The 19,272-nt window shown below is 49.6% G+C and carries 19 protein-coding genes; 3 read left to right on the top strand and 16 right to left on the bottom strand.

Annotation, left to right across the window (positions count from 1 at the left end):
• Positions 1-12 precede the first annotated feature (12 nt).
• From topA to LJ046_RS07310, 6 genes are all read right to left on the bottom strand, one after another.
• Positions 13-2,187 (bottom strand): type I DNA topoisomerase, encoded by a 2,175-nt coding sequence (gene topA / locus LJ046_RS07285; protein WP_002880197.1) that lies wholly within the window; start codon positions 2,185-2,187, stop codon positions 13-15.
• Between the two features lie 126 nt (positions 2,188-2,313).
• Positions 2,314-3,153, bottom strand: coding sequence for a DNA-processing protein DprA (dprA, locus tag LJ046_RS07290; protein WP_002880198.1), 840 nt, complete (start codon positions 3,151-3,153; stop codon positions 2,314-2,316).
• A 97-nt stretch (positions 3,154-3,250) separates the two neighbouring features.
• Positions 3,251-4,021 (bottom strand): ribonuclease HII, encoded by a 771-nt coding sequence (locus tag LJ046_RS07295; protein ID WP_002880199.1) that lies wholly within the window; start codon positions 4,019-4,021, stop codon positions 3,251-3,253.
• A complete protein-coding gene (ylqF, locus tag LJ046_RS07300; protein ID WP_002880200.1) occupies positions 4,011-4,868 on the bottom strand; it encodes a ribosome biogenesis GTPase YlqF in 858 nt (285 codons plus the stop codon). The genes LJ046_RS07295 and ylqF overlap by 11 nt, the downstream gene beginning before the upstream one ends.
• Before the next feature lie 74 nt (positions 4,869-4,942).
• Positions 4,943-5,173 carry a YozE family protein gene (locus LJ046_RS07305; RefSeq protein ID WP_002880201.1) on the bottom strand — a complete coding sequence of 77 codons (231 nt, stop codon included), beginning with the start codon at positions 5,171-5,173 and terminating at the stop codon, positions 4,943-4,945.
• Positions 5,174-5,176: 3 nt separating this feature from the next.
• Complete coding sequence (locus LJ046_RS07310; RefSeq protein WP_002880203.1) at positions 5,177-6,022, bottom strand: DegV family protein; 846 nt, start codon at positions 6,020-6,022, stop codon at positions 5,177-5,179.
• A 135-nt stretch (positions 6,023-6,157) separates the two neighbouring features.
• Between LJ046_RS07310 and trhA the strand changes: the two genes are divergently transcribed.
• On the top strand, positions 6,158-6,820 hold the full coding sequence (gene trhA, locus LJ046_RS07315; RefSeq protein ID WP_002880205.1) for a PAQR family membrane homeostasis protein TrhA: 663 nt from the start codon (positions 6,158-6,160) through the stop codon (positions 6,818-6,820).
• A gap of 25 nt (positions 6,821-6,845) precedes the next feature.
• Here the strand turns inward: trhA and LJ046_RS07320 are convergent, their stop codons facing one another.
• A complete protein-coding gene (locus LJ046_RS07320; protein WP_002880206.1) occupies positions 6,846-8,036 on the bottom strand; it encodes a CCA tRNA nucleotidyltransferase in 1,191 nt (396 codons plus the stop codon).
• A 72-nt stretch (positions 8,037-8,108) separates the two neighbouring features.
• Between LJ046_RS07320 and LJ046_RS07325 the strand changes: the two genes are divergently transcribed.
• Positions 8,109-9,008, top strand: coding sequence for a YitT family protein (locus LJ046_RS07325; protein WP_002880207.1), 900 nt, complete (start codon positions 8,109-8,111; stop codon positions 9,006-9,008).
• 34 nt (positions 9,009-9,042) lie between these two features.
• On the opposite strand, the gene LJ046_RS07330 is transcribed toward LJ046_RS07325, so the two are convergent.
• The 6 genes from LJ046_RS07330 to LJ046_RS10205 all read right to left on the bottom strand — a co-directional run bounded on the left by LJ046_RS07330 (position 9,043) and on the right by LJ046_RS10205 (position 12,787).
• Complete coding sequence (locus LJ046_RS07330; protein ID WP_002880208.1) at positions 9,043-9,288, bottom strand: hypothetical protein; 246 nt, start codon at positions 9,286-9,288, stop codon at positions 9,043-9,045.
• The gene (locus LJ046_RS10450) at positions 9,289-9,453 is read right to left on the bottom strand and encodes a hypothetical protein (RefSeq protein WP_013439714.1); all 165 of its coding nucleotides are present in this window, start codon (positions 9,451-9,453) and stop codon (positions 9,289-9,291) included.
• Between the two features lie 715 nt (positions 9,454-10,168).
• Entirely contained in the window at positions 10,169-11,719 is a 1,551-nt protein-coding gene (locus LJ046_RS07340) for an RNA-guided endonuclease TnpB family protein (protein ID WP_072557731.1), read from the bottom strand.
• On the bottom strand, positions 11,691-12,350 hold the full coding sequence (locus LJ046_RS07345) for an IS607 family transposase (protein ID WP_072557732.1): 660 nt from the start codon (positions 12,348-12,350) through the stop codon (positions 11,691-11,693). Before LJ046_RS07345 ends, LJ046_RS07340 begins: the two co-directional genes overlap by 29 nt.
• Before the next feature lie 80 nt (positions 12,351-12,430).
• Positions 12,431-12,616, bottom strand: coding sequence for a hypothetical protein (locus tag LJ046_RS07350; protein ID WP_002879946.1), 186 nt, complete (start codon positions 12,614-12,616; stop codon positions 12,431-12,433).
• A gap of 30 nt (positions 12,617-12,646) precedes the next feature.
• A complete protein-coding gene (locus LJ046_RS10205) occupies positions 12,647-12,787 on the bottom strand; it encodes a hypothetical protein (RefSeq protein ID WP_002879945.1) in 141 nt (46 codons plus the stop codon).
• Between the two features lie 193 nt (positions 12,788-12,980).
• Here LJ046_RS10205 and LJ046_RS07355 point away from each other — a divergent pair, with 193 nt between their 5' ends.
• Complete coding sequence (locus LJ046_RS07355; RefSeq protein WP_002878880.1) at positions 12,981-14,030, top strand: IS30-like element ISL7 family transposase; 1,050 nt, start codon at positions 12,981-12,983, stop codon at positions 14,028-14,030.
• Positions 14,031-14,205: 175 nt separating this feature from the next.
• Here LJ046_RS07355 and LJ046_RS07360 read toward each other — a convergent pair whose 3' ends face one another.
• The 3 genes from LJ046_RS07360 to LJ046_RS07370 form a co-directional block, all read right to left on the bottom strand.
• Positions 14,206-15,978, bottom strand: a complete 1,773-nt coding sequence (locus LJ046_RS07360) for an ABC transporter ATP-binding protein (protein ID WP_002879606.1) — start codon at positions 15,976-15,978, stop codon at positions 14,206-14,208.
• Positions 15,975-17,717 carry an ABC transporter ATP-binding protein gene (locus LJ046_RS07365; protein ID WP_002879605.1) on the bottom strand — a complete coding sequence of 581 codons (1,743 nt, stop codon included), beginning with the start codon at positions 17,715-17,717 and terminating at the stop codon, positions 15,975-15,977. Before LJ046_RS07365 ends, LJ046_RS07360 begins: the two co-directional genes overlap by 4 nt.
• 315 nt (positions 17,718-18,032) lie before the next feature.
• On the bottom strand, positions 18,033-19,082 hold the full coding sequence (locus LJ046_RS07370; protein ID WP_072557716.1) for an IS30-like element ISL7 family transposase: 1,050 nt from the start codon (positions 19,080-19,082) through the stop codon (positions 18,033-18,035).
• Between the last annotated feature and the right edge of the window lie 190 nt (positions 19,083-19,272).

The following is a 19,272-nucleotide window of genomic DNA, read 5'->3' on the forward strand; positions in this document are numbered from 1 at the left end:
TTAACTTTCAACTTATTCGGCTGCTTCGTCTTGTTCTTCTCTTGGCTCTTCCTTGTAGTCGCCATTCGGGCAGAGGACGACCATGCCGTCCTTGCGCTTCTTTTCGACCAGAAAGTGGCCATCGTGCGGGCAGACCCGGCTGATCGGCTTGTCCCAGGAAACAAAGTCACAGTCTGGATAGCGGGAACAGCCATAGAATTTCCGGCCCCGCTTGGACTTCTTTTCCAGAACTTCGCCTTCCCCGCACTTCGGACAAGTCACGCCGACCTTCTTGACGATGGTCTGGGTGTGGCGGCAGTCCGGGAAACGGGAACAGCCGTAGAACTTGCCGTAGCGGCCCATCTTGACCAGCATCGGGGCCCCGCAGACTTCACAATCAAAGCCAGCTGGCTGGTCCTTGATCTGGATCTTCTGGATCTCGCTGTCGGCTTTCTCCAGTTCTTTGGAGAATGGCTTGTAGTACTGGTCGACCACACTGACCCAGTCTTTCTTGCCTTCTTCGACTTCATCGAGTTCATCTTCCAGCTTGGCCGTGTAGTCAACGCTGGTGATGTCCGGGAAGAACTGCTCAACCAAGCCGTCGACGATTTCCCCCAGTTCAGTTGGCACGATTGCCCGCCCTTCCAGCTTGACATAATTCCGGGACTGGATGTTCTGGATGGTCGGCGCGTAAGTTGACGGCCGGCCAACCCCGTTTTCTTCCAGAGCCCGGACCAGGCTTGCTTCAGTATAGCGGGCCGGCGGCTGGGTGAAGTGCTGCTTGTTGTCTGACTTGGTCAGCTTGACCTCGTCGCCCTCTTCCAGGGCTGCCAGGGCCACGTTCTTTTCACTCCGGTTGTCATAAACCTTGGTGTAGCCGGCAAACTTCATAACTGACCCGCTGGCTCTGAAGGTCACCCCATTTTGGGTCAAGTCATAGCGGACCGTGTCAAAGACGGCCGGAGTCATTTCACTAGCCAGAAAACGGCTCCAAATTAAGGTGTAAAGGCGGAGCTCATCCTTGGTCAAAACCTTTTCCAGGGACTTCGGTGTCCGGTAGACACTGGTCGGCCGGACAGCTTCGTGGGCATCCTGAGCGTCGCCTTGATTCTTGAAGTGGCGCTCCTTCTTGACCGCGAAGTCGCTGCCGTATTCCTCAACGATGAACTGAGCTGCTTCCTGGCGGGCAACTGGTGAGATCCGCTTGGAGTCAGTCCTCATGTAGGTGATCAAACCGACCGTGCCTTCCTTGCCCAGGCTGATCCCTTCATACAGGTGCTGGGCAATGTTCATGGTCTTTGAAGTCCGGAAGTTCAGCCGCCGGTTGGCTTCCTGCTGCATGGTGGAAGTGGTAAACGGCGCGGCTGGCTGCCGGCGGACTTCTCTTTTAACTACCTTACTGACCGTAAACGGCTGCTTCTTGTCAAACTTAGCCAGCAGCTTCTGGACGGCCTCGTTATTTGGCAATTCCGTCTTTTTGCCTTCTTCGCCGTAAAAGCTAGCCTGGAACTTGTCCTTGCCCTTGGCAAATTCAGCGTCAATCGTCCAGTATTCAACCGGCTTGAAGGCCTTAATTTCCTTTTCCCGATCGATAACCAGCTTCAAGGCAACTGACTGCACCCGGCCGGCTGACAGCCCCTTCTTGACCTTGGACCAGAGAATCGGCGACAAAGAGTAGCCGACCAAGCGGTCCAAGACCCGGCGGGCCTGCTGAGCGTTGACCATGTCCATATCGATGGTCCGGGAGTGGTTGAAGGCATCCTTGACCGCGTCCTTGGTAACTTCGTTAAAGGTTACCCGGTTATCTTCTTTTTCGTCCAGGCCTAAAACATGGGCCACGTGCCAGGCAATAGCTTCCCCTTCCCGGTCGGGGTCGGAAGCCAGGTAGACTTTGTTGGCCTTCTTGGCTTCAGCCTTCAGTTCCTTGATGATGTCACCCTTCCCCCGGATGGAGATGTATTTTGGCTGGTAGTCGTGTTCAATGTCGACCCCCATCTGGGACTTGGGCAAGTCCCGGATGTGCCCTTTAGAGGCGATTACGTGGTACTTCCGGCCCAGGTACTTCTCGATAGTGTGGGCCTTGGCTGGAGATTCCACGATAACCAGGTCTTTTTTCACCTTGCTCTTTTTCCGCTTCGGGCTGCTCTTCTTGGCAGCCGCGGTCTTTTTACTGCTCTTGCTTTTATCTTCTTTTGCTGTAGCAGGCATCAAATGCCCCTTTCACTAAATTCGAAATTAAATCTTCTTCAATATAGAAATAATTTCCGGAATTGTCAACCAAAAGAAAATTAACTTAAGGGAGCAGACAGGCAATTTTTGCAAGAATTTGATCTTTCACAGGTCAATTTCCTTGTCGATAACCGGGGTTGCCCCAGCTGAAATCAGCTGGTTGGTGCCGGCCGACAAGGGGCTGGTGATTACACCAGGGACGGCAAATACGTTCCGGTTTTCCTGCAGGGCCAAATTGGCCGTAATCAACGAACCGGAATGGGCTTTGGCTTCAGTCACGATCACGTTCTTGCAAATCCCGGCCAAAATCCGGTTGCGCTCTGGAAAGCGGAAGGGCCTTGGCGGCGTGTCGGGCAGGTATTCGCTAAGCAGGAGACCCCGGGCGGCAATTTGCTGCTGCAAGAGCGTATTTTCCCGGGGGTAAAAATAGTTCAGGCCATTAGCCACAACCGCGATGGTCTTACCGCCAAAATTCAAGGCATTCTGGTGAGCCAGGGCATCAACGCCCTTAGCCAGGCCACTGGCGATCACCTGTTTTTTCTTTAGCAAAACCGGCATGAGGTTCTCAATCACCTTGCCGGAATATTGACTTGGCGTTCTTGACCCCACGATTACCGTCACCTCTTTTTCCAAAAGGGACAAGTCCCCCTTGGCAAAAAGCAAAATCGGCGGACGATAAATTTCTCTTAATCGTACTGGATAAGCATCGTCAAAGAAACTAATTATTTTGAAATTCCTTTGCAAGTTTTCAATGGCACTTTCGTAGCGGTCACTTAAAAAGGCCCGCTCCACCCGGTAGAGGATTTCATCAGGCAGTTCCAGGCAGTTCAGCCATTCATGGTCCACGTCCTCATCCGGGGGCATCTGCTGCATGACCTGCAATATTTTGAGATAGCTGAGGCCCTTCTGCAGCTTCAGGCGCAGTAAGAATTCGGTTTTATTCATTTTTTCCCTCCACTTACTATTACGCCAAAAAGCGGGAATTTTTCTTTTTCTCAAAATTTTTATTTTTTCTTTTTTGACCAAAAAGAAAAAGACCGATCTAGTCAGCCTTTTTAAGTCCAACCATCTCGCTCACCGGACTGAAGGTCAGGCGGTGAATCGGCGTTGGGCCGTATTTTCTTAATGCTTCCAGGTGGTCCTTGGTTCCATAGCCGGCATTATGGTCAAAGGCATAGTCTGGATAAAGACGGGCGTAATCATCCATCAAAGAGTCTCTGAAAACCTTGGCCACAATTGAGGCCGCGGCAATCGAGTTAGACTTAGCATCCCCCTTGATCAATTCTAGCTGGGGCAAGTCCACCGGCACGTTCATGGCATCGACCAGCAAAGCATCTGGCCTGGTGCTCAAAGCTTCCACGGCCTGCTTCATGGCCAGGCGGTCAGCCTCGTAAATATTGATCTGGTCAATCACTTTGTTGTCCATGACCCCGACGCCGACAGCAACAGCCTCTTGCAGGATCTTGGGATACAGGGCCAGGCGCTTTTGCGGACTCAGTTTCTTTGAGTCATTGACTTCCAGTAAGGAAAAATCTTCCGGCAAAATGACGGCAGCCGCCACAACCGGGCCAGCCAAAGGACCCCGGCCGACTTCATCGACTCCGGCTACGAGCTGCCCTTTAGCCCAAAAATCCTTCTCGTAACTGAAGCGGCCCAAGAATTCTTCCTTTTGCTTAGCCAGCTTTTCCTGCCGGCGCTGGTAGCTGACCAGCAGCTTCTGGACCCCCTTGCGGTCGTCTTTGGCTAATTCCGCCAGAATAGTTGGGTCGATAGAATCCGCTTGCAGCAGGTCTTTAATTTCATTAATTTTCATTATTCGCGCTTGGCCGGTCCAGGCTGATCCTGCCTAGCTTGCCCTTTCTTAATCGCTGCAGCATGAAGAGGGAGAAACGGTCATAGTCGTCCCGCATCCCGCTGTTTTGAGTCATGGCCAAAAGCAGGTCAGTGTCGCCGATATTTTCCAGCTTATCCTTAGTGCAGTTGGCGAACTTGGCCAGATAAGCCGGGTAGTACTGCCGCAGCTGCCGGATGACAAAAAGTGCAACGTCGTCAGCGTGGAAAATCGTGTCCTTGATGGCCCCAAAAGCAGCCAGCTTGTAGCCTACGTCCTGGTCTTCAAACTTTGGCCAGAGAATCCCCGGCGTGTCCAGGATCTGGATGCCATATGGGGTCTTCAGCCAGGCCTGGCCCTTGGTTACCCCCGGCCGGTCCCCGGTCATGGTGACATTGCGGCCAACCAGGCGGTTGATGATAGTGGACTTGCCGCAGTTAGGCACGCCAACTAGGCAGACGCGGATGATCGGGTTGGAGGCCCCTCTCTCTTCCAGCTTCTTGACCTTTTCGCTGGCTGCCTTCTTGATCAAGGTGATCAAGGCCTGCATATTAGTGTTGTGCTGGGCATCCATTGCCATGACCAAGGTGCGCGGGCCCTGCAATTTCTTTTGCCAGAGCTTGGTCATCACCGGGTCAGCCAGGTCGCTCTTGTTTAAAATGATCAGGTGCGGCTTGTCGCCGACCAGTTCATTGATCATCGGGTTTCTGGAAGCGCTGGGAATCCGGGCGTCCAAAACTTCAATAACAACGTCAATTAAGTTTAATTTTTCTTCCAGCTGATTCCTAGCCTTATTCATGTGGCCTGGATACCATTGAATTTTAGTCATTTTTCCTCCCAAAAACAGCAGAAAAGGAAGCCGGGGCTCCCTTTCGTGCTTGTCACTGAATCCTAAAAATTATCCTAGTACTGCATTTTCTCTTCATAAGCCTGGTAAGCATCGTCAAAAATCGTCATGCTGGGCAGGTAAGCGGCATTTTCCTCCAGATATTCTGACAGCCTGGTCCGGTCCTGCTCCTGTCTGGGAAAGGTAGAATCAAACTGGGCGTTGTTGGCAAACTGGGCCAGGTCGCCATTTGAATCCGGATCGCGCAAAGTCATCAAAAACTGGTAAAAACTTTGTCGGTAGGCCATATATTACTCCGTATAAAACATGACCGCGTAGGCCCCATGGCCGGCGTGGGTGATGATGATCGGGCTGGTTTCCTGGACCAGGATCTCCAGGTCCGGGTTGACCTCCTTGAAGCGCTGGGCGAGCTCTTCCATCTTGTCTCTGGTGTCGACATAGGAGATGCCGACATACTTGACCTTGTCGCCCAGTTCTTTCAACTGGTCGACAAGCATGTCGTCAAACTTCTTGATGAATTTCTTCCCCCGGCCCCGGTAAGGGACATTCAAGCTGCCCTCTTTCATGGTTAGGCCGACGTGGAAGTTCAAAGCTGAAACCACCCGGCCGGCCCACTTGCCCAAACGGCCGCCGGCTAAAATGTTCTGCAGGTTGGGCACCATCATTTCCAGGTACATATTCTTGCCGATCTGGTCCAGGTGAGCCAGGATTTCATCCATTTCCTTGCCCGCTTCCGCGTCCTTGGCCGCCTCAATGCAGTAGTAGCCTTGAGAGCGGTCAGTATAGCCGCAGTCGATGACCGTGATCTTGCCGGCTACCATTTCAGCGGCCTGGCGGGCGGAATCAACTGTCCCCGACAGGGTCTTGGCCATGAAAATCCCCAGGACTTCACTGCCGTCAGCCGTCAGTTCCTCCATTCTCTCCACGAACAGGCCGACCGGGGGCTGGCTGGTCTTGGGCAGCTTCTCTGCCTCATCCATCTTTTGGATAAAGTCAGCCCGGGTAATGTCAACGCCATCCGTGTAGGTATGTCCGTCGATTGTCACCGACAGGGGCACCACCGTAATACCGTATTTTTCAATTTCTTCCGGACTCAGCTGTACTGAGGAATCCGTCATGATCTTGATCTTAGACAATTTAACTGACCTCAATTTACAAATTATCCTATCAGCTTCTCAGTTGTGATAGAATTAGACTTAATACAGACTTTAGTATAGCAAATTTTCGGCTAAAAATTATAATTAATTGATCAAAACTGAAAGGGACTTTATATGGCTTTCAATCCTTGGCAGCCGGTCGAAGACCGGCCCAAATCTTACTATATTATTGACAATATTCTCTCAGCCGTCGTGCACGGGATCGGCTTCGGCCTCTCAATCGCCGGCCTGGTTATTTTAGTGGTCCGGGCCGCCCACAGCCACAGCGCCCTCAGAGTGACAACTTTTGCCATCTACGGGGCTTGCATGATCCTGCTTTACCTCTTCTCGACCCTCTACCACAGCCTGGTCTTTACCAAGGCGAACAAGGTCTTCCAGATCTTCGACCACTCTTCAATCTTTATCGCGATTGCCGGCTCTTATACCCCTTATACCCTGGTCACGATCGGCGGGGCTAAAGGCTGGGTCATGTTCGGCATCATCTGGGCCCTGACGGTCTTTGGGATCCTCTATTATATCTTCAACCAGGGCAAGCACGTTATCGGCGATACCATCCTTTATATCGCCATGGGCTGGATGGTGATCCTGGCCGGCAGCCAGCTTTATTTCAGCCTGGGGCCGACCGGATTCTGGCTTTTAGTCTCAGGCGGGATTGCCTACACCTTTGGCTGCCTCTTCTTCTCTATGCGGGGCCTGCCATATAGCCACGTCATCTGGCACTTCTTCGTTTTGCTGGGCTCCATCTTGATTTTCTTTTCGGTTTTATTTTATGTATAAAAAAGGCGCTGGTGACCAGCGCCTTTTAGATTGCCAAAAATTCCGCGATTGCCGCCTGGCTGTTCTCTACCTGGCCGCTGACCACGCCCTCAAGGGCTTTGCGCAAAAGCTGGCCCAGTTCCGGTGAAGGCTTAATCCCCTCCTTGATCAGCCACTGGCCGTCAATGGCCAGCTCCCCTGCCGCCTTGATTGGCAGACGGTTATAGCGGTCTAACAAGGCCTGGCTGGATAGAGGATTGCCCAAAAGCCCCGCTAGCTTTAAAGCCGCCTCCAGGTTCTCCTGGCCGATTTCAAAGAGGTCAAAATCGCTCTCTCCCCCCCGGCTCAAGAGGTCAAAGGCGGCCACGATCTGTCTGACTTGCTGGTTCATTGCATTGGAGTTCTTCCAGGCCCGCATGAAAGGCGAAATCTTGTCAGCCGGCAGGTTGATTAAAACGGCGATCAAGCTCCAAAAGACTGCTTCGTCATCCGGACCAGCCTTAAGGTCGGTGAAGACAGAGAGCTGGTCCTTTTTCCCGGCCAGACCCGGGCATTCCTCGCTTAAGCCGGTGGCCAAAAAGTCCTTAAAAGCCTGCCGGCTGTTCTTGCCCAGGGCCAGCTTGACAAATTCTTCCCTGATTCTTTCCACGGAAATCTTGCTTAAAAGCTCGTGATTGTTGATAATAGCCTGCCTGGTCTTTTCTTCCAGGCTGAAAGAGAGCTGGCTCATGAAGCGGACTGCTCGCATCATCCGCAAGGCATCCTCATGGAAACGGTCTTCAGCCACGCCAACAGCCTTGATCACCCGCCGCTTCAAGTCGCCTAAACCATCGAAAAGGTCAATGATCTCCCCTTGCCGGTTCATGGCCAGGGCATTGATGGTAAAGTCCCGCCGCTTTAAGTCCTCGTCCAGGTTCTGCACGAAGGTGACCTTGTCTGGCCGGCGGAAGTCCTGGTAGCCGGATTCCGTTCTGAAAGTCGTGATCTCGTAGCTGGATCCCCCATAAAGGACGGTCACTGTCCCGTGCTGGATGCCAGTGTCGATACTTTTGGCAAAAGTCTCCTTGACTTCTTCCGGGTAGGCACTGGTCGCGATATCCACGTCATGAATCGGCCGCTCTAAGAGCAGGTCGCGGACGCAGCCGCCGACGAAGTAAGCTTCAAAGCCAGCTTCTTCCAACTTTTCCAGGACCGGCATGGCCTGGGTAAAAACTTCCGTTATACGAATATTAGTCATCTTTTTCTCCACCTCGACTTTTTTTTGCTAAAATTGATTACGCATGGGAATAATTAAGAAAGGAGTGTCGAAATGAACAAGCCAAAATTCAAATGGGCCACTAGTGACACGATCAACATCCTGATGATTGCCCTGGGCTCGGCCATCTACGCCTTCAGCGTGGATATGGTGTCGATTCCCAACAAGCTGGCCGACGGGGGATTGTCGGGTTTCACCCTGATCATCCGCCACTTCTGGGGGGTCAACCCCGGTCTCAGCACCTTCATCATCAACATTCCCTTGATCTTTTTAGGCTTTAAATATATGGGCAAGCGGGCCATGATTTATACCGTCTGGGGAACCCTTTGCCTGTCCTTCTTCTTAAGCATGTGGACCCTGCAGTCTATTATAGACCAAGTTCCCCTCCATCACGACCCCTTCCTGGCTACTGTCACGGCCGGCTGCTTGTCGGGGCTGGGACTAGGACTGGTCTTCCACTTTAACGGGACCACCGGGGGCAGTGATATTGCCGCCCGGGTCTTGCAGGAAAAATATGGGATCACGCCCAGCAAGGGCCTTCTGGCCCTGGACTTCTTAGCCCTGGCCTGCTCCCTGTCTTACCTGGACTTCTTCCATGTCGGCTACACCATGGTCTCCTGCTTCATTTTATCCAAAGTCATGGCCTTGGTTACTGAAGGCGGGACCCGGGCCAAGGGGGTCTTTATCATTTCCCAGAATTACCGGAATATCGCCAAGCTGATTGACCTGCGCTTAGAGCGGGGCTTCACCTATATTAACGCTGAGGGCGGCTATTCCAACGAACCCCGCCACATGATCTACCTGGTCCTGTCACCAAGAGAAATCCCAGAATTAAAGAAAATCGTCAAGCAAGAAGACCCGCATGCCTTCATCATCTTCTTTGACGTCAACGAAGCTTTGGGCGAAGGCTTCAGCTACAAGACCAAGTCGCCAAGCTTATTTATCAGAAAGTAAAAGGAGTCACCAGCGTGACTCCTTTTTTCTTGCCTTAATCTTGCTTAATCCTGAGAGCCGCGTCCCGCAGCTTCTTGCTAAAGACAGGCGCCAGGTGCTGCAGAAGGCTGACCGGATTAATTTCGCCCTTGTCATAGACATTAGTCAGAAGCAAATAGGCTTGGATCTCACCAAAGTCATTCTTAACCGGAACCAGCAGAATGCGGTCAATATCATTCTTGGCGCAGAAATCCCCTTGTTCAGCAAAGTCAGCCTCTCGAGCTGAAGTATCTCCGGTCATTTAGGAGCTGCTGGTTGACCTCGAAAATTCCACGTCAGTTGCTGCGATCCGCTTGAATTCCGACTCACCGCCTTCATCCAGGGCAAAGACCGTCACCACGCGGTTTGGCATGGTCGAGGACTTGGTATAGTAATTGACCCAGCTGCGCAGGCCCCGGCGGGTCAATCCACCGGCTCAGAGCTTCCAGATTGCAGACCTTATCAGTCAAAGTCCGGATAACCGGCTGAAAGTAAACCTGGATCCAGCCCTTTTCCAGGGCCTCGTCAATGTGGCTAAGCACATACTCTTGCAGGCGGTGTCTTTGGTCCAGCTTGTCATCATAGTAAACTATTCCGGACTTAAAAAGATCTTCCAAGGACTCACAGGCCATATTCCTGGCAGTAGGTATAAAAGCGGTCTTCACCCGACCGGGTGCAGGCCTGGTCACCAAAACTGTCCTTAAGACAAGCTCCCACAAAGCGCAGCTGGTCATCCCCCTGCTTAAAGCCGTATTGGTTGTTGTAATCCGAATCATAAAACTTACTAAATCTTGATAATCACATCAATATTGGTAAGTTTTTCTGATATTCCTTTCTAGTTAAATCTATGGGTAGATTCAACTTGGCAAAAGAAATCAGATTTTTAACCTTTTGAAGTTAAGGTCAGTGAGTACGGTTGGCTGTCAAATAACGCCGAATAGCGTCATCCAATAGCTTTTTATCTGCCCCACTGAAAACTTTTAGCATGGCAGTCGGAAAGGCATCTTGCCCGCAAAAAGCAGGCAAGCATATCGTGATGCATCTCGAAGCAGTCAAGCCGCGATTTTAATACCCCGAACTGAGTTCGTTAAAGCTGACTGCTCTTACATGCTAGAGCCTTCAACTTCGTAGTATTACTTAGCTTATGCTTCTTTTACCCGACTGACAAGAATCTCCTTAACTCGCTTGTAAGGCGTGTAAAGCGTGATTTCTTCGTCAGTTAATCTACTCAATATGTTTTTGGCTGCGGCGATATTCGCATTCATCTCGCCGCATTTCTTGCATTTGGTCAATTCATGATGACTGCCGTATCTTTCCTCAAAATGCTGCCCGCAGATCGGACAGTACTGAGAAGTATATGCCGGATTGACATCATGAGTTTCAATCGAATTCTTGCTTGAAAGATATTCAATACGTTCATCCAGTTGGCCCTTAGTCCATGAATTCAAGCGTTTGCGTATCTTTCTTGCGAATCTGCTGTTATCTGATTTGACGCCTTTTTCTTTTACGAATGTCAAGTCTTCCTTAGCAATGACCGCCGGATGCTCTGTCTCGATCATCCTGTTTATCGCATGGTTGATAAAGCTTCTGACAGTTTCTTGCGCTGAGCGGTAGCTCTTGTCATACGACTTTCTGCCGATATTGTTCTGCTCCAGATTCTTAAGCTTGCCAAGCAGTTTTATTTTCTTCCTCAAAGCAGTCTTAGACAAAGGTTGGTTTGCCTTCTCCAGTTGCTCAAGCTGCTGATTGAGCTGCCAGCGCAAACTCACATATGGCTGGCGATTTGCGTTTCGCTTGCCGTATTTGTCAACGATGGCATTGGCAAGCTTGCTGAAGTTTTCACCATATTCATTGCCGCTGCTGCAGGAAAGCAGGGTGGCAAGCCCCTTGTCAATGCCGATTGCCTTCTTTGAATCATTGCTGTAACGCTTGCTAGAGATCAGCTTATGAACTTCAAGGCGCTGCTTGATGCGGTCAAGCACCACGGTGATATCGCCGGTGCGTGGATAATTCCACGAACTGGTCATCTCTACAGAAAACTGCTTTCTAGGCACATCGGAACTGAATGAAAAAGTATTTCCTTCAAATGCCCAATTCAAGTCACACTTCATGCTAGAGCCAAGCTTGCCCGACTTGCGTGCCCGGTAGTGGTAGCGGTACGTAATCCGGCGCAGGTAGCTGTGCGCTTGCTTGATTTGCTTATCCGTCAGTTTAGCTTCTATTTCAGTTAAAGCTTCAGTGTATTCTTCTGGCAGCTCAATTGGCTTGTGAAGAAGAACGGCTTGCCATGCGCTCTTAAATTTCAAAATAAAGAACAGAAGGTGGCGCTGATCTGCAGAAAGATTTTCATTTCCTTGAATCAGCTTCTTCAAACGGTTAGCCAGATTCGACCACATGCTCTTTATGTTGGCACATGCCTCACGGAGAGCACCAACCCAGTGCTTGGTCTGAAAGTTGTAGACTGTTTCTAGCTTGCCTTTCGAACCTTTAACCGGCTTGTCCCACTTGCGAACTTGGTTGCGCAGAGCCTGCCAGTTATTAACCGCTAGCATCGACTTGATGCCGCAGTAGCGGTTCAAAAAGAAATGCCGGCACCTGCCGTATCTTTCAAAAAAGTCGGACATTCTGGCAAATTCTTCATCGCTTAACTTTTTGTAGTAGACTCTAATCGTCTTGGGCTGAGTCTTTGTCACTGTCTGCTTGACTGAAGAGTTTCTTGCTTTCTTGGATGACTCTTGCATTCTGATGTGACCTCTTTCCATACAGCTTAGCTGAGAAAACGGTGATTATAGATAAAACATCTTCTACAAGTTCTGAATTTGGATCAACGTTATCTGTCTGATTGATGACAACCAGCTCTACATCGTTTGCCTGACAGATTGTCTCAATCATTTCAAAGCCAAAACGGACAAGCCGGTCTTGATAATTTACAACGACTCGCTCGCACTGCTTCTTGCAGATCATGTTGATCAGCTCTGTCAAGCCCTTTTTCTTATAGTTGAGACCAGATCCAACGTCTTGAATGATCTTAAACTGATAGCCATTGACTTCGCAATATCTAGACACTACATCCTTCTGCCTTTGGAGGTCTTCTTTTTGATGGCCAGAAGAAACCCGGCAATAGCCGATGGTCAGCAGCTTCTTAGGCTTAGCTGCTTTCATATTGCCTTGCAGAACCTCATCTAGCATTTCTTTAGTGTAGCGACGTTGATTGGAGGCAGTTCTAAGCGGAGTAATCAATCCCTCAGCTTCCCAATTGCGGAGAGTTGACTTGGCAACGTTAAGATATTCAGCTGCTTTTGATATGGACATGTATTCGCTCATCGTTTCTTCCTTCCAATCTTTTGATACCGGCATTATATCATGAATTGGTAAGAAATATTACTATTTAGTACTGGATGAAATTAATACTTTTTAACAGTCACAACCTTCATCCCCACCAGGTCAAAGGAAATGATCGAAACACGCTCGCCTTCCTTGATCCAGTCCCTTGTCCGGCTTTGGCCGACTTCTTGGAAAGAGCGCAGGTCCAGCAGGCCGGTCAAAAAGGTCCGGTTGCTGTTGATCGGCGTAATGTAGCACAGGTGCAATTCCCGGCCAGCAACTTCAGCCTTGCGAACCTAAGCATTAAGCAGGTGCTCTTGCCCCTTGGCATCTGCAACTGTCATGTGTTCAAATTCGGCATGATCACCGCTTAGACCTGTAGTCAGCGGGAAGAGCTTTTCCCAGGCAAAATCAGTCAGATCATCTTTTTCAATCATATTACCAGCTTCCATCTAGCTGTTTTTTGTCATTAGAGACTTGTACAAAGTAATTATCGCCGATTGTAAAATTAAACTGAACACTGTTCCGATCCAGTAAGAAAAATCGTTTTCACTGGATTAGAGCACAAAAAATCCATTTCAACCATCTGGTAGAATATGAATTACCACAAACATTTCTAGAGAGGTTAAAATGGATCATTCTTATTCTAACACTAAACCACACCAAAAGGGCAAGCACCTTACGCTAAACGACCGGACTACAATCCAGGAGCTGCACTCTAAGGGCTACTCTAATCGTGCTATAGCTAGAGAACTTAACTGCTCACCAAGCACGGTCGGATATGAGCTCAAAAGAGGCACAGTATCCCTGTATACCGGCAATGTGAGGCGGTATAAAGCTGTCGAAGGGCAAAGCACTTACGAACTACATAGAAGCGAATGCGGCCGCAAGAGCTTGTTTCTTCGCAGACATAAGTTCATCGACTATGTTTCCCACTGCTTTCATAATCAAGGCTGGTCTCTTGATGCTTGCGTGGGTTATGCTTTGGCCAAGGGAATCTTCCAGAAAGATCAGGTCGTATCAACCAAAACTCTGTATAACTACGTTGACTTGGGCCTAATGGACATCAAGAACGGTGATCTTCCAGAGAAGGTCAAGCGCAATACTAAGACTCGTCGTGCCCGTGTAAACAAGCGTATCCTGGGACGAAGCATCGATGAACGTAGTCCTAGAATCGAAAGCCGTAAGGACTTTGGCCACTGGGAATGCGATCTGGTTCTTGGACACAAGACTAAGGACGACGATGTGTTGCTTACTCTGTGCGAACGAAAGACGCGTCAGTTCTTCATGATCAAGATTGAGGATAAGACCTCAGCTAGCGTTATGAAGGCATTTGATAAGCTTCGAGAGTACTACGGATCCAAATGGAATCAAATCTTTAAGTCTATCACAACTGACAACGGATCTGAGTTCGCAGATCTATCCAATCTTGAGCAAGTTTCCAAGACTCTTGTGTACTACGCTCATCCTTATACATCTTGTGATAAAGGCAGCGTAGAACGGCACAACGGGCTTATCAGACGCTATATTCCCAAGGGAGACCGTATGGATAAGTACAGTGTGGAAGATATTGCTAAGATCGAGGTATGGTGCAACTCTCTTCCTCGGAAGATCTTAAACTACAAGACTCCAGAAGAGTACTTTGACACCGAACTTGACCGCATTTACCGGCGTAGATAGTCAAAATCTACCAGATGTTATGGTAAGTGTTCAATTTATTCTTGCAATTGGCGACAAAGTAATTATACTAAATCCTTCTATCTTTTTCTCAAAAAATAATAGTATTTTTGCAATTATTTTGCAAATTAAAACCGCTCTCACTTAGAGAACGGTTAAAAACTTAAAAAGTATTCAGTTATGATGGCAATTTCGCGAACTGGCTGCGGTAAAGCTGGCTGTAAAAGCCGCCCCGGGCCAAAAGGTCAGCGTGCTTGCCGCGTTCAATAATCTGCCCGTCCTTCATCACCAGGATCAAGTCAGCATTAACGACCGTGGACAAACGGTGGGCCACGACAAAGCTGGTCCGGCCCTGCATCAACTTGTCAAAAGCAGCTTGAATCAGCATTTCTGTCCGGGTGTCGATAGAGCTGGTTGCTTCATCCAAAATCAGCATTGGCGGGTCCAACAGCATGACCCTGGTAATACAGAGCAGCTGCTTTTGCCCGGCGCTTAAGCTGTCAGCGGAAAGGGGCGTGTCCAGGCCCTGGGGCAGGCGGCGGATAAAGCCCCAGCTGTGGGCAGCTTTAGCCGCTGCGATGATTTCCTCGTCAGTAGCATCTTCCTTGCCGTAAGCCAGGTTATCCCGGACTGTCCCCTCTTCCAGCCAAGTGTCCTGCAAGACCATGCCGAAATTTTTTCTTAAGGCATGGCGGGACATGTCCTTGATATTTCTGCCGCCTAAGTAAATTCCGCCGGAATCCACGTCATAAAAGCGCATGAGCAGGTTGATGGTGGTCGTCTTCCCGCAGCCGGTCGGCCCGACCAGGGCAACCCGCATCCCCGGCTTGGCATTCAAGTTGAAGTCCCTGATCAGAGGCTTGTCCGCCTGGTAGGAGAAGTTGACATGGTCAATGACGACTGAACCGGTCTTGACTTCAGACAAATCGACATCAGCCTTGTTCAAGTCAACCGGATCAGCTTCCGGCTCTTCATTGATCAGTTCAAAGACCCGGCCGGCGCAGGCAGCCGCGTTTTGCAGCTCAGTAATCACCGAGCTGATGTCGTTAAACGGCTTCATGTACTGGTTAGAGTAATTCAGCAAAACGCTGAGCCCCCCAACCGTAAAACGTCCACCCATGATGGCAAAAGCACCCGCCAAGGCGACCAGGGCATAAATCAGGGAATTGATAAAGCGGGTGGCCGGATTGGTCAGGCTGGAATAAAAGGTCGCCTGCTGGCTGTATTCTTGCAGGCGGTGGTTTATTTCAGCGAAGCGGCTTGAGGCGTTTTTTTCATAACCAAAAGCCTTGACCACCTTGACTCCGCTCACCATTTCCTCAATCAAGCTGGTCTGCTCGCCCCGAGTCTGGCTCTGCTTTCTGAACATCTGGTAGGACCGGCTGGCAATAAAGCGGGCCACGATGAAACTCAAAGGAGTCAAGACCAAAACCAGGAGGGTAATTTCCACCGACTGGCTGAGCATGAAGGCTAGGGTAGCCACAATAGTGATCAAGCCGGAGAAAAGCTGGGAAAAGCCTAGGAGCAGGCCGTCAGAGAGCTGGTCGGTGTCGGCAATGATTCTGGAAACAATGTCCCCGCTTGGGTGCTGGTCCAGATATGACAAGGGCAAAAGCTGCAGCTGCCGGATGGCCTTTTCCCGGATATCCTGGACGGTCCGGTAGGTCAGTTTATTGTTGATCAGGCCCATCATCCAGGTGGCGGCGGCTGAGACAATCACCAAGATTAAAATCTGGACCAGGTCCTGGCCAATAGCTGGAAAGTTAACTTTGCCAGGGCCGACAATCTGGTCAATGGCCCGGCCAAAGATGATCGGCACATAAAGCTGGAAGATAACGGAGACTGCCGCCAGAATTATGCTGATGAATAAAAGAAGGCGGTAGCGGCCGATAATTGGCAAAAGCTGCTTCATCGCCTGCCAGCTGGCCATTTTCTTGTCTTGCTTTTTCATCGTCTCCCCTCCTTATCTTCTTTTGCTTCTTTTTCCTTCGGGAACTGGGAATAATAGATTTCCTGGTAGACCTGGCAGTTGGCCAAAAGCTCTTCGTGCTTGCCGCTAGCCACCAGTTTGCCATCGTCTAATACTAGAATCTGGTCAGCCTGCATGATGCTGGAAGCCCGCTGGGAAACCAGAATCTTAGTTACGTCCTTCAAGCTGGCCAGAGCCTGCCGCAGACGCGCCCCCGTTGCCAGGTCCAGGGCGCTGTCGCTGTCATCTAAAATCAAAAGCGGAGCCTGCTTGACCAGGGCCCGGGCGATGGTCAAACGCTGCTTTTGCCCACCGGAAAGGTTTCTGCCTTCCTGCTCGAGCTGAAAGTCCAGCTGGCCGGGCTTAGCCAAGACTACGTCTTTCGCCTGGGCCAGGCTGAGGGCCTGCCAGAGTTCTTCATCACTGGCCTCCAGCCTGCCCATCAACAGGTTGTCCCGAATGCTGCCGGCAAAAAGCTGGGCCTTTTGCGGCACCAGGGCATACTGGTTCAATAGTTCCTCTTGGGTCAGTTCCTTTATGGAAACGCCGCCCAGTTTGATCTCCCCTTCCCCGCAGTCATAAAAGCGGGTCAACAGCTTCAAGAGGGTGCTCTTGCCGCTGCCCGTCCCCCCGATAATGCCGACAGTCGCGGCCGGCTTGATCGTAAAGGTCAAGTTTGAAACGGCTGGCGCGGAGGCTGCCGGATAGGTAAAGGAAACATTTTTAAAGTCAACCTGGCTGTTTGTGACCTTTGGACCTGCTTTAGGATAAGTCAAGTCATTTTCCGTGGCCAGAACCTGGCCAACCCGGTCTCCGCAGGCCCAGGCCCGGTTGATGGTGATAATCAGGCTCGCCAGCTTAATCAGTTCCACGATTATTTGGGCCAGGTAGTTGTAAAGAGCCACCACTTGCCCTTGAGCCATTGCTCCGGTATTTACCTGGACGGCGCCAACTTGAATCAAGACAATGGCCGCGATGTTGATCATGACATAAGTCACCGGGTTCATGGCGGCTGACAGGCGGCCGACGAACTCGTTCAGCTTGGTCATGGCGGAAACTTTTTCATCAAATTTGGCCACGGCGGCTCTTTCTTTTCTGAAGGCCCGGATGACCCGGACCCCGGCCAGGTTTTCATTGCTCAAGCGGGTAATTTCATCCAGCCGCTTCTGCACCTTCCGGTAAAGGGGGATGCTGACCAGCATGATGCCAAAAACGACCAGGGACAAAAGCGGAATCACTATGGCAAAGATCAAGGCCGCTTTAACATTGACCGTAAAGGCCGCGATCATTGACCCAAAGACGATAAAAGGACTTCTTAATAAGAGGCGCAAAGCCATGTTGAAGCCGGTCTGCACCTGGTTGATATCACTGGTCAAGCGGGTGATCAAGGTGCTGGGCGGCAGCTGATCCAGGTTGGCAAAACTGAACTTTTCCACCTTGTCAAAAGCCGCCTGCCGCAGCTGGCTGGCCAGTCCCACGCTGGCCTTGGCGGCAAACCACTGGGCAGTAATGCTGGCCGTTATCCCTAAAAGGGCCAAAAGGGCCAAGAGGCCAACCTGCTGGAAAACATAGGCCTGATTTCTTTCTTTGATCCCGTAATCGATAATCCTAGCCACGACCAGGGGAACGAACAGGTCAAACAGGGCTTCCAGCAGCTTGAAAAGCGGGGCCAGAACGCTTTCTTTTTTATAGTCTTTGAGGTAGCTAAAGACGTATTTCATGTTCCACTTCCTTAATTTATTTGATGTTTCGAAACTATATCATACTTTATTCTTATTAAAATCAACAAGTACAAATTTATAAATTTATTCTAAATCGATCATTTTTCCGAGTTTACCACTTGATTTTTTACAGGATTAACAATAAAGTTTAGTCATGATGCTAAGAATGAACACTTTTTCATTGTTAATACCTCAATTTCTTTTGCCTGGCAGCACTTTTTAACCGGGAAAATTAGAAATAGTTAGGTAAATTTTTTTAAAACGCCAATTGCAAAAATAAATTGAACACTTACCATAACATCTGGTAAATTTTGACTATCTACGCCGGTAAATGCGGTCAAGTTCGGTGTCAAAGTACTCTTCTGGAGTCTTGTAGTTTAAGATCTTCCGAGGAAGAGAGTTGCACCATACCTCGATCTTAGCAATATCTTCCACACTGTACTTATCCATACGGTCTCCCTTGGGAATATAGCGTCTGATAAGCCCGTTGTGCCGTTCTACGCTGCCTTTATCACAGGATGTATAAGGGTGAGCGTAGTACACAAGAGTCTTGGAAACTTGCTCAAGATCGGATAGATCTGCGAACTCAGATCCGTTGTCGGTTGTGATAGACTTAAAGATTTGATTCCATTTGGATCCGTAGTACTCTCGAAGCTTATCAAATGCCTTCATAACGCTAGCTGAGGTTTTATCCTCGATCTTGATCATGAAGAACTGACGCGTCTTTCGTTCGCACAGAGTAAGCAACACATCATCGTCCTTAGTCTTGTGTCCAAGAACCAGATCGCATTCCCAGTGACCAAAGTCCTTACGACTTTCGATTCTAGGACTACGTTCATCGATGCTTCGTCCCAGGATACGCTTGTTTACACGGGCACGACGAGTCTTAGTATTGCGCTTGACCTTCTCTGGAAGATCACCGTTCTTGATGTCCATTAGGCCCAAGTCAACGTAGTTATACAGAGTTTTGGTTGATACGACCTGATCCTTCTGGAAGATTCCCTTGGCCAAAGCATAACCCACGCAAGCATCAAGAGACCAGCCTCGATTATGGAAGCAGTGGGAAACATAGTCGATGAACTTATGTCTGCGAAGAAACAAGCTCTTGCGGCCGCATTTGCTTCTATGTAGTTCGTAAGTGCTTTGCCCTTCGACAGCTTTATACCGCTTCACATTGCCGGTATACACGGATACTGTGCCTCTTTTGAGCTCATATCCGACCGTGCTTGGCGAGCAGTTAAGCTCTCTGGCTATAGCACGGTTGGAGTAGCCCTTAGAGTGCAGCTCCTGGATTGTAGTCCGGTCGTTTAGCTTAAGGTGCTTGCCCTTTTGGTGTGGTTTAGTGTTAGAATATGAATGATCCATTTTAACCTCTCTAGAAATGTTTGTGGTAATTCATATTCTACCAGATGGTTGAAATGGATTTTTTGTGCTCTAATCCAGTGAAAACGATTTTTCTTACTGGATCGAAACAGTGTTCAGTTTAATTTTACAATCGGCGAATTTTTTTAAAAGTTTCGATTTTTTAATAACAAGTGTTTTCATTTCTTGAGGA

It is taken from the genome of Lactobacillus delbrueckii subsp. jakobsenii ZN7a-9 = DSM 26046 (assembly GCF_001888925.1).
Taxonomy (GTDB): Bacteria; Bacillota; Bacilli; order Lactobacillales; family Lactobacillaceae; genus Lactobacillus; species Lactobacillus delbrueckii.